Genomic DNA, 14534 nt, shown 5'->3' on the forward strand with positions numbered 1-14534 from the left:
AGGCAAAATCCCTAGGACCCCATAGTGGTTATTACTAACTTGAAAGTCACAATCGATATTTACAATTTCATATGCAACTGAATACTACCGTGCCTTGGGGACGCAGTCTGCAGGAATATCAAGACATGTTTCTACTTCACGAAAGTGAGTTGCAATCGTCTATATTGGCGTGTGCTGACGGACCAGCCAGTTTTAATACTGAAGCAAGAAAGCAAGGTGCAAGAGTCACGTCTGTGGATCCCCTCTATGAGTTTACTGCTGAGGAGATTAAAACACGTATTAATGTGGTGGCAGAGGAAGTTATCGGTCAGGTAAAAGCGCATCAAGATGATTTTTTCTGGACAGCTTTCGCTAATCCCGAGGCCTTGTATCAGCAGAGAATGCGATCGATGCAACTGTTTTTAGATGACTATGCCCTGCCGGCATCATCTCCCTTTTACATTTCTGCTCAACTACCAGAATTACCTTTTGCAAATAAGCAGTTCGACTTGGCGCTATGCTCACATTTTTTGTTTTTATATAGTGAACATTTCGATGCTCAATTTCATCTCGATTCGATGCATGAACTTTGTCGAGTTGCCAGCCAAGTCAGAGTCTACCCTCTTGTTGGGTTGGACAATACACCCTCACCTCATCTAGGCTTAATAGTAAAAGAATTAAGTCGACAAGGGCACGAGGTAAAACAACAGAGAGTCGACTACCAGTTTCAAAAAGGCGCCACACAAATGTTAGTGGTCAATACAGCCCCATAAGACAACATACAAAAAGGGAGACACATGCGAATTTTAATGATTTTGACATCTCACGATACCTTAGGTGATACAGGTAAAAAAACCGGTTTCTGGTTAGAGGAGTTTGCCTCTCCTTATTATGTCTTCAAAGATGCTGGCGTTGACATCACGCTTGCCAGCCCAAAGGGTGGCCAGCCCCCACTGGATCCCAAAAGTGACGATCCAGACGCACAGACAGAATCAACAACACGCTTCAAGCAAGATAAAGAAGCTCAAGCAGCACTCGCCAATACTCTGGTCTTAGAGAGTGTTCAGGCAGATGATTATGATGCGGTGTTTTATCCAGGAGGCCATGGTCCTTTATGGGATCTGACTGTCTCTGAGAAATCGATTGAACTCATTCAGCAATTCATCTTTCAAGATAAACCAGTGGCCGCAGTCTGCCATGCACCAGCCGTGTTACTCAATGTAAAAACACTCACCGAAGAACCCCTGGTTAAAAACCTGTCAGTCACTGGGTTTTCAAATTCAGAAGAAGATGCTGTGGGCCTTTCCGATGTTGTTCCATTTTTACTTGAGGATGAATTAAAAGACGCTGGTGGCTACTACCATAAAGCTGATGACTGGGCTCCGTTCTGCTGTGAGGATGGTTTATTAATCACTGGACAAAACCCACAATCATCAGAAGTCACAGCTCAAGCCTTACTGAGTCGCCTCCGTAAATTTGCCTAAACTGATATAATGCGGCTTTTATCACAAATTAGAGAGATAACATGGCAAAAGCAACAGCAAGACATATCCTAGTTGATAGTGAAGAAATCTGTTTAGAACTTAAACGTGAAATCGAACAAGGTGCCGATTTTGCTGATATTGCTAAAGAACACTCTTCATGCCCTTCTGGTCGCTCAGGTGGAGACTTAGGGGAATTTGGTCCCGGAATGATGGTGCCAGAGTTTGATAAAGTTGTTTTTTCTGCTCCAGTCAAAACTGTACAAGGCCCTGTCAAAACTCAGTTTGGTTATCACTTACTAGAAGTCACCAGCCGTACTGAATAAGGCATAAAAAAACCCGGCTTTCGCCGGGTTTTTTATTTCAATCTGAAACGTGCTTATGATTGACGAGCGTGCGTCTGTAAATAAGCATCACTGATAGGATTAAACTGTTGTTTACGAAGTAGCGTTTTTTGGCTATCCAACTGCTCTTTAAAGCTCAATACAACAGGCTGTTTTTTTGCTTGCACTTGCATATAACGGTCTGAGAAAAAGTTGAAAGCATGTGGGCGTAGCTGTGTTTTTTGTAACTGTAATTGCTCAGAAAATGTTCTGTTTTCAATATCAGCAAACGCAGGTGCTACGACAAGGCTCAATGTAGTTAAAGCAACAAGAGTTGTTTTTTTCATTTCAGATTCCTTCCTCAGGTTAAATAAAATTCAGTTGTTCTTGGACTATCTAGCTTGAGAAATAGAATAGAATATTGAGGATGGAATAGATGCAGTAGAACCTCCCAATCACCATGACAGAAAATCCTTTTGATTTAGGAAGCGCTTCCTGCTCAATGGGAAGTTATGACTGCTCAAGTTGATAATCAGGTAAATGGGCAAGCAGTTTTTTACCATAACCCTTTGTTAATAAACGTTTATCAAGAATAGTAATTCTTCCCGAATCGGTTTCCTTTCTCAGTAACCTGCCACATGCCTGAATGAGTTTTACGCTCACAGCTGGCAATGACAGCGCAGTGAAAGGCTGGCCCCCTTTACGGATTATCCACTCTTGTTTCGCCTGTTCTATAGGTCTGGTAAATACAGGAAATGGCAGTTTAGTGATGATCACATGCGTGCATAAATGACCGGGGAGGTCCACACCTTCTGCAAACCGATCCAAACCAAAAATAATACTGCCTTTACCTGATTCGATCTGACGAATATGCCGATGCACGATGTTTTTAGGTGACAAGCTATCACCCTGCACCATGGTGATGGCTGTAATCGCTGCTGGACATTGTCTGTATACCGCTTCCATGACAAGTTTTGAGGTAAACAGCACCAGAGTTGCCTCTTTAGTGTCTATAATATCGGTCAACTTTCTGACGACTTCTTGTTGCCATTGCTGCTGTTGTTCATTTGGCTGAAAGCGCATATCAGGAATACGCAAGGTCGCCTGTTTTTGATAGTTAAACGGCGATGGCACAGCTAGAAAATGCTGTTCATCAAAGCGATGCAAACCGCAATCAAGTCTAAAACGGTGGAACAAGCCCATACCCCGTAAAGTCGCTGAGGTCAGCACCACACCATAGGAACGTGACCATAAACTTCGATCAAGAAAGTAGGCAGCGGTCATCGGGCCAGCATGGATGACCAAGGTTTGCTGTTTAGAAAACGATTCCACCGAAAGCCAACGCACATTAGGCGGGCGGTCCTCCTGATCTGGCTCGAGAAATAAAGCCATAAAATCAATCAGGTAACCGAATATATTCTGGACGGTGCCCACTTGTGGTAATAAGGCCTCACCCACTTTATTGGACAACTGTGTTTTTTCCAGTCCCTCTTTAATCCATTTTGCTAATACCGAGTAATGTTTGTATATGGAATTGGCTCGCTGCAATAAACCCTGACACGGTATTAATAAGGCATTCACCAAGGGACTATTCCAGAAAATACGCGACTCACTGATATGCTTTTCTAATAAATCCTGCACGACGCCATCACTGTGCAAAATCGTCTCAATCTGTTGCAGATGGCTGATGACTGCCGGTAAGTCCCGTCGTAATTCTGACAGCATATAACCAAAATCATGTTGTCGATAAGCTAAAGCGGATGGAATTTTTTTCAGCACACTGTCTGCTGTTTCAGTAGTTTGATAAAGCTGAATAAAATTTAATGCTTTGGCGGCATGATCCAACGCTTTTCGTGGCAAGTTATGGGCTTCATCAAATACAAACAGGATTTCTTCAGGGTTTGGCAATACCAGTCCGCCACCCAGATCGGCATCGCTTAAAATTAAATCATGGTTTGCCACGATAACCTGAGCAGCCGTCATTTCACGACGTAATTTATAGTAGGGACAACGCATATAAAAGGAACAGCTTTTTCCGGCACATCCTTCTGAGTCTGTTGATATCTGCTGCCACAGATCTGCATCAATTTTATCGCGACGGCTATCTCGATCGCCATCCCAGCTTTCATTCTCCCACTCGCTCATCAACTGTTTCGCCTGGGCGAGATGAAGCACCTGCTGATACTTTTCATCTACATCGATATTGAGGGATTGTTGTTCAGGAGTTGTAGCAGTTTGACTTAATTTACTTGGACAGACGTAACGACGACGACCTTTTACCTGCACAAAGCGTATAGGCTCCTCCAGTGCGGCAGAAAACCGCGGTAAATCCTTTTGGATAAGCTGTTGTTGTAAGTTAACTGTCGCCGTACTAATGACCAGCGTTTTCTTTTGTAACAATGCGGTTTGTATGGTGCCGGACAGATAAGCCAGTGTTTTACCTACACCAGTCGGTGCCTCAACAACAGCAATTCGCTTTTGAGGTGGTTTTAACATGGCCTGAGCAATAAACTCGCTCATTTGTACCTGTTGTGGACGCGCCTTAAAATCAGGCATCGTTGTTTCGATGCGCTCGAATAGTGTTGTTACTGCCGTCACACGCCTACTCTATTTTGTAAACGTTCACCGTTGAGATAAGCCAACACATTCGTCACTGTCGTTTCGGCAATATGTTGAACTGCTTCCTGCGTAAAATAGCCTTGATGCCCAGTCACTAACACGTTTGGAAAGGTTAACAAGCGTTGAAACAAATCATCCTGAATAATATCCAGTGAATGGTCTTCAAAAAACAAGCTACCTTCTTGTTCATACACATCAATACCAAGATAGCCAATTTGTTGAGATTTCAGCCCATCTAACACAGCCCGGGTATCCATTAGCGCACCGCGACTGGTGTTAATTAACATGACACCCGCTTTCATATTGGCAATGCTGTCATGATTAATCATGTAGCGAGTGTCACTGGTTAACGGACAATGCAGGCTGATAATATCTGATTGTTTCACAAGTGTCGTTAAATCGGACGTTTGGAAGCCTTGTTTAATACAGTGTTGCGAATTAATAGGTTCATAAACCATCACCTCACAACCAAATGCCCTCATCCTCTCTGCGACTAATAAACCAATTTTGCCACCGCCAATGATCCCAACTTTTTTCTGGTAAAAATCAAAGCCGAGCAAACCATCCAGAGAGAAATTACCATCACGCACACGGTTATAGGCACGGGGAATTTTCCGGCTCAATGACAGCATCAGTGCAATAGTATGTTCAGCAACTGCGTAAGGTGAGTAGGCAGGAACGTTGACCACACTCACCCCTAATTCTTTCGCAGCTATAAGATCGACCTGATTATAACCAGCACAGCGCAAAGCAATTAGTCGTGTGCCACCTGCCGCTAAGATATGAAGGGTTTCCCGGCTTAAATCATCATTCACAAAGGCACTGACAATCTCATAACCTTGTGCCATCACCGCGGTTGATGGATTGAGTGTGACTTCATGACAGATAAACTCAAGCGTAGGCACAGTCGCTTTTAATAAAAAGCGTTCATCGTATGACTTGGCACTAAACACAGCAATTTGATGAGTGGACATGGCTTATCTACCTGATATGACTGATGGTCAGTTATGTGTATCTGTATTCGCTGGCATTAATTCATCAACCAGGAACTGCAAGGATTTTTGGCCACGAAATTCGTTCACAGCTATTTTATAACGGACTAATACTAAACTGTTTTCAGCTAACCAGCTCGGTTTATCCTGACCAAATGCCATGGCATTGATTTGCCTGTACCCATTCATCTCAAGTTGCAATCTTAGATGGTTCTGCTGCTGCCCTACCAGACGAAAATGACTTACTTTAAACACGCCATGAAATCTGGGCTCTTCAAATCCCTGTCCCCAGGGTGCGGCTTCTGTTAATAACTCAGCAAAAGATAATTGGCAGTCTGCTTCACTTAGTTCACCATCTGAAGGTAACTGCTGCAAATATGTCTCGGATGACACCATTTCATTGAGTGTAGATTCAAAAGCCTGATTAAACCGGGCTAAATCCCCTTTTTTTATTGTTAAACCTGCTGCCATGGCGTGTCCACCAAAGCGCTCTAACAGTTCAGGATGTTTTGCTGCTACGCGAGCTAAGACATCTCGAATATGTATGCCAGGAATAGAACGAGCCGATCCTTTGACCTCATCGTCATTCCCAGGGGCGAAAGCAATCACCGGACGATAGGTTTTTTCTTTAATACGAGAGGCTAAAAGACCAATCACCCCTTGATGCCAGTCTTCATCAAATAAGCAATAGCCGGTCCTTAAGGTATTTTCTTCAATATCAATCTGTTCCAGCATCTTCAATGCATCGACTTGCATTGTTTGTTCAACAGCGCGTCTTTCCAGATTAATACTGTCCAGCTGTGTGGCGATATTCAGTGCCTGCTGATTATTCTCTGTTAGCAGTAAATTAATGCCGAGGCCCATATCTTCCATACGACCAGCCGCGTTCAATCTGGGCGCTATACTAAATCCTAAATCTGAAGAGACCAGTTTTTCTCTTTCACGGCCGGCGATTTGAATCAGTGCTTGTATTCCAGTACAGCCTCTCCCCCGCCGAATCCGCTGCAACCCATGATTGACCAAGGTACGATTTAATTTATCCAGAGGTACCACATCGGCTACCGTCCCCAAGGCAACCAAATCGAGCCAATCTCCCACTTTGGGTTCAGGCAAAGACACTTCTTCAAACCAGCCAACTTTTCGTAAATACTGCCTTAGTCCCAGTAAGACATAGAAACAGACACCCACACCAGCCAGGTTTTTATAGGGAAATGGATCATCTGCTTGATTTGGATTCACAATGGCATCGGCTTCTGGTAAGGCCTCACCGGCAAGATGATGATCAGTCACCAACACTTTCATACCACGTTGATGCGCCGCTCTTACCCCTGATATGGATGCAATGCCATTGTCCACAGTGACAAGTAAGTCAGGCTGTTCAAGCTCTGGAATATCATCAAGTAAAGCCGGTGTCAGACCGTAACCATGGATAAAACGATTAGGGACAATATAATGAACCTGTTTCAAGCCCATTGACTGTAAACCACGTATCGCCAAAGCACAGCTAGTAGCACCGTCACTATCAAAGTCAGCCACAATCGTGACTTTCCATTGCTCTTTTAATGCCGTTGCTAATAATTCAACCGCCGCCTGCATACCAAGCAGTTGTTCTGGCCTAGGTAAGTCAGCCAGTTCAAAATATAACTGCTCCACATCAGTAATCCCGCGTGCGGCCATGATTTTTCGTAAACTGTCTGGCCATGTCTCAGGGAGCTTTTCCCAGCCATCATGAGACCGCGCAACAATGTCAGGCAATACACTCATAACCAGATTTTCCATACAGCTGCAGAGGTTAACTGGTAATGTCCCCAGCCCGGAATAATAATATTGATGCTATCCAGTTGAAAACGTTTCAATGCTTTATAGATAGGCGTAAACCAATTTTTATCAAGTGCTTCCAATTGCGAAGCCCAATCTTTATCTGAATCAAAGTTCACGAGATGAAGCGCCTGATTTGCCTGAATATCAGAAAAATCATGAATATCATCTCGCCATGTCGAACCACTATGGTCACTCAAAGACGCCAGTATTTCATGCTGACCAGACACATGTGACCAAGCATGCCACTCAGTAGGCATGGCACCCTTCCCCCAGAACCAGACACTATTGACCGGCACTTTGCCTTCAGCTTCTCTAGTCTGATTCACCGGACAATCAAATAGCGCCATCTGAATCTCATTCCATAAACGGATCCATAATCCAGCATCAGCGCCCCTAGGTAAAAACTCAGCCACCGCATGATGATCGACCCTATCAAGCCCCATAAATTCAACATCTGGCTTGATAGGCATTGTCAGTAACCATTGATTGGGGGAATGCATAGTCAGAGACCCACCTAAATCATCAAAGAGATATGCAATAGTATCAATAAGTTGCTCAGCTTCAGCTGGCTTAAGCGTTAAGCCTCGATGAAATAATAACAGCTGATCTCTATCAGCTTGCAAATAACATGGATCCACACAGAGACTGAACGCTGTTCCACCTCTTAAGCTGGCCATTGGAAAGTCATCACAACGCATTGTTTCTTTTGAAAACAATGCTATTAAGAGCTGCATCAATTTATCTTCAGACGCGATAAATTGGCCTCTTTTTATCAGTTTTCTTAACGACTGAGGTAAAAGAGATTGATTTATTGGATTGGCGACAATGGCCGAGAATTCAGTAAGAATTAACGTCAGTGTTTGCCTAGCCATTCGCCAAAACTTGTCGAATAAATGGAATAGTCAGCTTCCGTTTTGCTTGTAATGATGCTTTATCTAACTCTTGTAAAACCGCCATAAGAGCGGGCATATCACGCCCATAATGACGCAGTAAATATTGGGCAACATCCGTTGTCAGCATTAACCCACGAGATTGTGCCTGTAAAATAAGCGCCTGCTGTTTTTGTTCATCTGTCATCATTACCAGTTGATACACAAGCCCTGTCGCTAATCTCGAGCGCAAATCCGGTAAGTCAATTGAACTATTCGCTGGCGTCTGTTGTGCAGACACTAACAAATGCCCTTTCGCATCATGTAATCGATTAAAACAATGGAAAACCGCCTCTTCCCACTCAGGCAAACCAGCGATAGCATCAACATCATCCAAGCAGAGTAGATCAGCCTGCTCAATAGCCTGCAAGGCAGCAGGCTCTGCCGTCTTCACCAGCTCAGATAGGGACAGATATATCACCCTTTTTCCCATTTGCTGAACGGACTCTGCACAAGCAATCAACAGATGCGTTTTCCCCGTACCACTTTCACCTGCCAGGTATAAGAAATCCAGCTCTTCTAGCTGACAAAACGTCTGCAAGGCATGTTTGGTTTCTTGCTTGGCAAACAAGAAGTTATCTAGCCTGTAAATCTCCTGTGGAGACAAGCGTAGCGTTAATTGTGTTTCAGCTAATGACATAAACTCGACTAAGACTTAGGAATATAAATGGCTATCAATATAGCGTTGATGTGCATACCGTAATAACACCATCGCCACAGCTGCTGCGGGTAAAGCGAGTAAGACACCGGTAAAACCAAACAACTGACCACCGGCCAACACAGCAAAGATCACAGCCACAGGATGCAAACCGATACGTTCACCAACAAAGCGTGGGGTCAGCACCATGCCCTCTATCGCCTGTGCAACAGCAAACACAATAGCCACTTGCAATACTGGTAACCATTCACCAAATTGAAAAAATGCGGCCAAACCCGCCAATAAAATTCCGACAATCAGCCCTAGATATGGCACGAAGCTCACCAGACCGGCAATCACACCAAGCAATAAAGCTAACTCCAAACCGATGAGAGTAAGACCCAGCGTGTATATCACCGCAAGTGAAAACATCACCATAAGTTGGCCGCGCATAAAGCCGGCTAACATATCATCACATTGTAATGACATCTCAATAAAGGTCTCAGCATAACGTCGTGGTAGTAACTCTCTGAACCTAGCTACTAAAATGTCCCAGTCACGTAAGAGATAAAAAGTGAGCACAGGAATTAGTACTAAATTACCCAGCCACTGAACCAACACCATACCAGAGCGAGTCATATAGCTAAAAATACCTCCCGCGACCTGCCCAACTTCAGACCAATATTGACTGAGCGCCTGCTTCACCGTTTGGAAATTGAATACATCGGTAGGTAAACCCACAGAGTTCAACCATGGTTCGATGAGCCTTTGCGTCTGAGTTAAATAATCAGGCAGGTTAGTAAACAATTTTGCTATCTGAGCACTTAATAGAGGCAGCATCACCAACAACATTAAGGCCACGACAATAAAAATAGCAGCAAACACCAGGCTGACAGACATGGTTCTGGATAATTTCCAACTTTCTAATTTATCTACCAGGGGATCCCCCAGATAGGCAAAAAGTGTCGCAATAAAAAAGGGCATCAACACAGGAGAAAGTTCAAAGAGTAACCAACCTGCGATAATGAACAACACCACTAACAAAAATTTGTTGGCATCACTCATTAATGGTTTGCTTTCTGCTTCCATGCCTTATTTCCCCAAGTAAGAATATATTCAAGACCGCTAAAAATCACACTCACTACCACGGCCCACACGCCAATGCTGATAAGCAGTGTTAGTTCAGCAAACCACTGTTGCGAAATAATGACCAATAACACCAATATGATTTGCAAAGCGGTATTGATCTTACTGCTCCACACGGGCAGCAATTCAAACTCACCGATGAAGTAGTGATATGCCAAGCCACCAGAAACGATAATCACGTCACGAGCCAACACCAACCATAACAGCCACAATGGCAGCAGATCCATCCAGGCTAATGTGGCAAAGCTTGCCACTAAAAGGAGTTTGTCCGCTATTGGGTCTAAAATAGAACCTAATCGAGACTGCCAGTGAAAATGTTTTGCCAGAAACCCATCAATACCATCTGAAATACCCGCAACAGCAGATAAAATCAATGCTAGCGCATAACGTTCATCTACCAGTGCCCATACCACGGGAATCACCAGTAAAATTCGTAATATTGACATCAGATTAGGAATGTCACGTAAGCTCAAGGGGTTAACCGATAATATTTTTTATCTGTCGTGGCCTGCTCTGCTGACGTCAGCTCAGTTAACAGTCCGCCAACAGACAGAATGCGGTTCAATACGTCTGGATCACCACTGTAACGGATATCTAAGTCGAGAATATTGTCGCCAAGATTGTTAACACGAATATTTTCTATGCTATCGATTTGATTCAGGTAAGCCATGACTTTTGAAAAGTCGCCGTAATTATTTACCTCATCAATCTGCATGGAGAAGGTGTTGCCGGTATTAGTAGGCAAACTATGTTGGGCATATTCTGTCGCTAGTGTATCCACCAACACACCTAAGCCTCTAGTAATTGAAGCATCCACTAAACCTTCAGAGCGCCAGCGTTGAGACGACTCATCAGTACCCGATTGCCAGATGATTTTTGCAGTATCGTTACTAACCGACATATTGATAATCAGAATTTCATCCGCTCTGTAACGTTCAGAGGCAGCTCGAATAGCCTCATCATTCATAGACGAGATGTCCTCAACACTCAGAGCAGATTGATCCTGCAAATCCATCAATGGCATAAGAATGGGCAATCCACGCGCTTGTGCTGCCTGTTGTAAAGATTTGAAGATAAACTGTGGAATATTTTCTAAACCCTGTAAGGTTTGCTCACCCTCAATATCGGTGACCAACCATACCAGTACGTCAGGTCTGACTTTCCCCCAGCGTGGCAAACCGAGCTCTTGAATAACATCATTAACGGCATTTTTATCAAAACTCAATCGCAATGAAAGCTGATCCGGCTGAGTTAAATCCGCTGCTTCAATATTATTGCGTATGTATTCATAGCGTTCTACGAGCTGCTGTGCATTGGCCAATACTGGAGCAATATTAGCTTCGTTAACTTTAGATTGATTTCCGACGACTTTGATGAGGACTTGCTTAAGTAATTCCGGTGCGAGTTCGTCGCGTTCCTTTTGTTGTTGCGTGGAGACAGGAGCGGTTGCCTGATAAAGATCATTCACCTCAGCAGCATGGCTACTGAAACTGAAAAACAACAAAATAAGGGCATAAAATAATCGGTGCATTGTGGTATTCTAACACGCTGTTTTAAGCATGTGATGCACAACATTTTCAGGAATACATTATGACCGACAGTGTGGACTCTTCTCGCACCTCTCTTAGTTATCGTGATGCTGGCGTTGATATCGAAGCTGGTAACGCCTTAGTCGATCGCATTAAACCCCACGCAGCAAAAACCCGTCGACCTGGCGTCATGGCAGGTTTAGGTGGTTTCGGCAGTCTTTTTGAACTACCCGTCGATAAATACAAACAGCCTGTTTTAGTTTCCGGTACGGATGGTGTCGGCACTAAATTACGCTTGGCGATTGAGTCTGGTATCCACAACACTATCGGTATCGACTTAGTCGCTATGTGTGTGAATGATATCGCTGTATTAGGTGCCGAGCCTTTATTCTTTCTCGATTATTATGCCACCGGCAAACTAGACGTAGACATAGCCGAATCTGTCGTATCAGGCATTGCAGAAGGCTGTCTGCAAGCAGGTGCTGCCTTAGTAGGTGGTGAAACCGCTGAAATGCCAAGCATGTATGAAGAAGGTGATTATGATCTTGCGGGTTTCTGTGTAGGTGTAGTGGAAAAAGAAGCGGTCATAGATGGCTCAAAAGTGGCCGCTGGTGATAAGTTAATAGGTCTTGCTGCATCAGGCCCTCATTCAAATGGTTACTCACTCATCCGTAAAATTCTTGAACGTAGCGGTCAATCATTAAAAACTGAATTTGATGGTGCTACTTTGGGGGAGAAGTTATTGGCCCCTACCAAAATCTACGTTAAATCACTTTTACAGCTTAACGAGAAAGTCAGTATTCATGCTTTATCACACATCACTGGTGGCGGCCTGCTGGAGAATATTCCACGTGTTCTCCCTGAAGGTGTGAAAGCCGTCATTGACTCTGGCAGCTGGCAACGTCCTGCTGTATTTGATTGGCTTCAAGACAATGGCAATGTCACTGATAAAGAAATGTATCGCACATTTAACAACGGGATAGGTATGGTAATCGTGGTTGCAGAGAATGATGTATCTGAAGCTTTAGCCGTACTGAATAGTGCTGGCGAACAAGCAAGTTTAATCGGTCAAATTGAAACAGCCAATGCAGCTGACGAAATAGTCGATATCCAATAACGATGATGAGCAACGAAAACAAAACGCGGCTGGTGATTTTAATCTCCGGCCGCGGTAGCAATATGCGCTCGATAATTGAAGCCATTGATGCTCAACAGATCGATGCGACCGTCAGTGCGGTCATCAGCAACCGTCCTGATGCTGCGGGGCTTGACTATGCTAAAGCTCAGTCTATCGCCACGGCAGTGGTCGATCACAAAACCTTTTCAGACAGAGACAGTTTTGATAAAGCTTTAGCTGAACGGATTGATGACTATAAACCTGACTTTGTCATTTTAGCTGGGTTTATGCGTATTCTCACCTCAGGATTTGTTGAACACTATCGCAATAAATTGATTAATATTCACCCCTCCCTGCTACCCAAGTTCAAAGGACTGAATACACATCAGCGTGCTATTGATGCTGGCGAAAAAGAACATGGCGCCAGTGTTCATTTCGTTACAGCTGAACTGGACGATGGGCCCGTGATTATGCAGGCAAAAGTGAATATCCTGGCTGATGATTCTGCTGAAAGTCTTGCCGCAAGAGTGCTCGAGCAGGAACATCAGCTCTATCCTGCTGCCATACAAAAACTGGTGAACTCTAAACAGGACTAATCATGCGTACATTGTTCAGTGTTTTTTTGCTGCTCATTGCCTCAGAAGTGTCTTTGGCGGCAGATATACCTGACTTTTCAGCTAATTACGCCGTCAAATTAAATGGGATTCAAGCGGGAGAATTAAAGCGTACCCTTGAAACTGACCAGACGGGTCTCAGACACTTTACTTCTGTCTCGCAGGCCAAAGGCGTATTTTCCTTCTTCAAACCGGACATTATTGAAGAAACCAGTTTGTGGAGATTAAAAGACAACGTGGTACAACCACAATTTTATCGCTACCTTCGAACAGGTGGTAAAAAAGAAAAACGGCTGGAAATGAAATTTAACTGGCTGGATATGACAGCCCAGATTGATGATAGAGAACATCCGTGGCAATTGGATATCGAACCTAACACACTTGATAAACTGGTCTACCAAATCAGCTTGATGCGCGATTTAATCAAACATAAAGGTGATCAAATTACTTATCGTATTGCTGATGGTGGCAAACTGAAAACCTATCAAATACGCATATTGGGTGAGGAACGCATCAAAACTCCCATGGGTGAAATTGATGCCGTAAAGCTCACGCGCCATCGTGACAAGGACAATGAACGTGAAACCACACTCTGGTGTGCCCCTTCCCTTGCATATTTACCTGTAAAACTTGAACACATAGAAGATGGGACAACTTTCACTGCTGTCCTTCGCCGACTCAAGGGCATGGACTATGAGCAGGCATTTATCCATCACAACAACACATCCACAATAGACTCACATGACTAAAAAGTCGTTTAAAGTACTCAATCAGAAAACCGTATACAAAGGCTTTTTTAGCGTAAAGAAATACACACTCCAACATACGCTTTATCATGGTGGTTGGAGCCAGGTTGTTGATCGAGAAGTTTTCCATCGGGGCGACTGTGTTGCAGTGCTGCTTTATGATCCTTATCGTGATGAAGTGGTGATTATTGAACAGTTCCGCGCCGGAGCCATTCTGACAAAACAGCAGGAAGATGCCTGGTTACTTGAGATTGTCGCTGGTGCAGTTGAAGAAAATGAAACACCAGAAGATGTCGCTATCCGAGAAGCTCATGAAGAAGCTGGCTGTGAAGTGATGGAGCTGATGAAAATTAATGCTTTCTATACCTCTCCCGGTGGTACATCAGAATGTCTGACCTTATTCTGTGGCAAAGTAGACACCTCTGAGGTGGGTGGCGTTCATGGTCTTGCCGAAGAGGATGAGGATATTGCGGTTAGCGTTGTGAAATTCGAGGAGGCTTATAAGCTGGTTGAAACTGGCCGTATTCAGTCTGCGATACCTATCATCGCTATTCAATGGTTAAAAATTCATCGTGAATCACTGCGAGAACAATGGACCTGA

The 14534-nt window shown here is 43.9% G+C and carries 16 protein-coding genes; 7 read left to right on the top strand and 9 right to left on the bottom strand.

Going from position 1 to position 14534, the window contains the following annotated elements; all coding sequences use genetic code 11:
- The first annotated feature begins 71 nt into the window (after positions 1 to 71).
- From B3014_RS03840 to B3014_RS03850, 3 genes are read left to right on the top strand one after another with little or no spacing between them, the layout of a single operon-like run.
- The gene (locus B3014_RS03840; RefSeq protein WP_289244788.1) at positions 72 to 752 is read left to right on the top strand and encodes an SAM-dependent methyltransferase; all 681 of its coding nucleotides are present in this window, start codon (positions 72 to 74) and stop codon (positions 750 to 752) included.
- A gap of 24 nt (positions 753 to 776) precedes the next feature.
- Positions 777 to 1463 (top strand): type 1 glutamine amidotransferase domain-containing protein, encoded by a 687-nt coding sequence (locus B3014_RS03845; protein ID WP_286304483.1) that lies wholly within the window; start codon positions 777 to 779, stop codon positions 1461 to 1463.
- A 41-nt stretch (positions 1464 to 1504) separates the two neighbouring features.
- Positions 1505 to 1786 (top strand): peptidylprolyl isomerase, encoded by a 282-nt coding sequence (locus B3014_RS03850; RefSeq protein WP_286304482.1) that lies wholly within the window; start codon positions 1505 to 1507, stop codon positions 1784 to 1786.
- A gap of 53 nt (positions 1787 to 1839) precedes the next feature.
- Here the strand turns inward: B3014_RS03850 and B3014_RS03855 are convergent, their stop codons facing one another.
- From B3014_RS03855 to B3014_RS03895, 9 genes are all read right to left on the bottom strand, one after another.
- Positions 1840 to 2130 (bottom strand): hypothetical protein, encoded by a 291-nt coding sequence (locus tag B3014_RS03855; RefSeq protein WP_289244787.1) that lies wholly within the window; start codon positions 2128 to 2130, stop codon positions 1840 to 1842.
- 163 nt (positions 2131 to 2293) lie between these two features.
- Positions 2294 to 4381 carry an ATP-dependent DNA helicase DinG gene (dinG, locus tag B3014_RS03860; protein ID WP_289244786.1) on the bottom strand — a complete coding sequence of 696 codons (2088 nt, stop codon included), beginning with the start codon at positions 4379 to 4381 and terminating at the stop codon, positions 2294 to 2296.
- Complete coding sequence (locus B3014_RS03865) at positions 4378 to 5376, bottom strand: 2-hydroxyacid dehydrogenase (protein WP_289244785.1); 999 nt, start codon at positions 5374 to 5376, stop codon at positions 4378 to 4380. The genes dinG and B3014_RS03865 overlap by 4 nt, the downstream gene beginning before the upstream one ends.
- Positions 5377 to 5403: 27 nt before the next feature.
- The gene (gene recJ / locus B3014_RS03870; protein ID WP_289244784.1) at positions 5404 to 7158 is read right to left on the bottom strand and encodes a single-stranded-DNA-specific exonuclease RecJ; all 1755 of its coding nucleotides are present in this window, start codon (positions 7156 to 7158) and stop codon (positions 5404 to 5406) included.
- Entirely contained in the window at positions 7155 to 8087 is a 933-nt protein-coding gene (locus tag B3014_RS03875; RefSeq protein ID WP_289244783.1) for a hypothetical protein, read from the bottom strand. Before B3014_RS03875 ends, recJ begins: the two co-directional genes overlap by 4 nt.
- Complete coding sequence (gene hda, locus B3014_RS03880; protein WP_286304475.1) at positions 8080 to 8784, bottom strand: DnaA regulatory inactivator Hda; 705 nt, start codon at positions 8782 to 8784, stop codon at positions 8080 to 8082. Before hda ends, B3014_RS03875 begins: the two co-directional genes overlap by 8 nt.
- Before the next feature lie 15 nt (positions 8785 to 8799).
- On the bottom strand, positions 8800 to 9870 hold the full coding sequence (locus tag B3014_RS03885; protein ID WP_286304474.1) for an AI-2E family transporter: 1071 nt from the start codon (positions 9868 to 9870) through the stop codon (positions 8800 to 8802).
- Positions 9846 to 10400, bottom strand: coding sequence for a CDP-alcohol phosphatidyltransferase family protein (locus tag B3014_RS03890; protein WP_289244782.1), 555 nt, complete (start codon positions 10398 to 10400; stop codon positions 9846 to 9848). The genes B3014_RS03885 and B3014_RS03890 overlap by 25 nt, the downstream gene beginning before the upstream one ends.
- Complete coding sequence (locus B3014_RS03895; RefSeq protein WP_289244781.1) at positions 10397 to 11458, bottom strand: DUF2066 domain-containing protein; 1062 nt, start codon at positions 11456 to 11458, stop codon at positions 10397 to 10399. The genes B3014_RS03890 and B3014_RS03895 overlap by 4 nt, the downstream gene beginning before the upstream one ends.
- A gap of 59 nt (positions 11459 to 11517) precedes the next feature.
- Between B3014_RS03895 and purM the strand changes: the two genes are divergently transcribed.
- Genes purM through B3014_RS03915 form a run of 4 tightly spaced genes read left to right on the top strand, consistent with a single transcriptional unit; the run spans position 11518 to position 14534 of the window.
- Positions 11518 to 12573: a phosphoribosylformylglycinamidine cyclo-ligase gene (gene purM / locus B3014_RS03900; protein WP_286304471.1), complete on the top strand. Its 1056-nt coding sequence runs from the start codon at positions 11518 to 11520 to the stop codon at positions 12571 to 12573.
- 5 nt (positions 12574 to 12578) lie between these two features.
- Positions 12579 to 13169: a phosphoribosylglycinamide formyltransferase gene (purN, locus tag B3014_RS03905; protein ID WP_289286914.1), complete on the top strand. Its 591-nt coding sequence runs from the start codon at positions 12579 to 12581 to the stop codon at positions 13167 to 13169.
- A gap of 2 nt (positions 13170 to 13171) precedes the next feature.
- On the top strand, positions 13172 to 13936 hold the full coding sequence (locus tag B3014_RS03910; RefSeq protein ID WP_289244779.1) for a DUF3108 domain-containing protein: 765 nt from the start codon (positions 13172 to 13174) through the stop codon (positions 13934 to 13936).
- Positions 13929 to 14534 (top strand): NUDIX domain-containing protein, encoded by a 606-nt coding sequence (locus B3014_RS03915; protein WP_289244778.1) that lies wholly within the window; start codon positions 13929 to 13931, stop codon positions 14532 to 14534. The genes B3014_RS03910 and B3014_RS03915 overlap by 8 nt, the downstream gene beginning before the upstream one ends.

Origin of the sequence: Methylophaga sp. UBA678 (assembly GCF_002299105.1) — a bacterium.
GTDB lineage: Bacteria > Pseudomonadota > Gammaproteobacteria > Nitrosococcales > Methylophagaceae > Methylophaga > Methylophaga marina.

What these genes read in the sequence shown, in the direction of transcription:
- B3014_RS03840 (WP_289244788.1), top strand. Translation starts at nt 72, where the DNA reads ATGCAACTGAATACTACCGTGCCTTGGGGACGCAGTCTGCAGGAATAT.
- B3014_RS03845 (WP_286304483.1), top strand. Translation starts at nt 777, where the DNA reads ATGCGAATTTTAATGATTTTGACATCTCACGATACCTTAGGTGATACA.
- B3014_RS03850 (WP_286304482.1), top strand. Translation starts at nt 1,505, where the DNA reads ATGGCAAAAGCAACAGCAAGACATATCCTAGTTGATAGTGAAGAAATC.
- B3014_RS03855 (WP_289244787.1), bottom strand. Translation starts at nt 2,130, where the DNA reads ATGAAAAAAACAACTCTTGTTGCTTTAACTACATTGAGCCTTGTCGTA.
- B3014_RS03865 (WP_289244785.1), bottom strand. Translation starts at nt 5,376, where the DNA reads ATGTCCACTCATCAAATTGCTGTGTTTAGTGCCAAGTCATACGATGAA.
- recJ (WP_289244784.1), bottom strand. Translation starts at nt 7,158, where the DNA reads ATGAGTGTATTGCCTGACATTGTTGCGCGGTCTCATGATGGCTGGGAA.
- B3014_RS03875 (WP_289244783.1), bottom strand. Translation starts at nt 8,087, where the DNA reads ATGGCTAGGCAAACACTGACGTTAATTCTTACTGAATTCTCGGCCATT.
- hda (WP_286304475.1), bottom strand. Translation starts at nt 8,784, where the DNA reads ATGTCATTAGCTGAAACACAATTAACGCTACGCTTGTCTCCACAGGAG.
- B3014_RS03885 (WP_286304474.1), bottom strand. Translation starts at nt 9,870, where the DNA reads ATGGAAGCAGAAAGCAAACCATTAATGAGTGATGCCAACAAATTTTTG.
- B3014_RS03895 (WP_289244781.1), bottom strand. Translation starts at nt 11,458, where the DNA reads ATGCACCGATTATTTTATGCCCTTATTTTGTTGTTTTTCAGTTTCAGT.
- purM (WP_286304471.1), top strand. Translation starts at nt 11,518, where the DNA reads ATGACCGACAGTGTGGACTCTTCTCGCACCTCTCTTAGTTATCGTGAT.
- purN (WP_289286914.1), top strand. Translation starts at nt 12,579, where the DNA reads ATGAGCAACGAAAACAAAACGCGGCTGGTGATTTTAATCTCCGGCCGC.
- B3014_RS03910 (WP_289244779.1), top strand. Translation starts at nt 13,172, where the DNA reads ATGCGTACATTGTTCAGTGTTTTTTTGCTGCTCATTGCCTCAGAAGTG.
- B3014_RS03915 (WP_289244778.1), top strand. Translation starts at nt 13,929, where the DNA reads ATGACTAAAAAGTCGTTTAAAGTACTCAATCAGAAAACCGTATACAAA.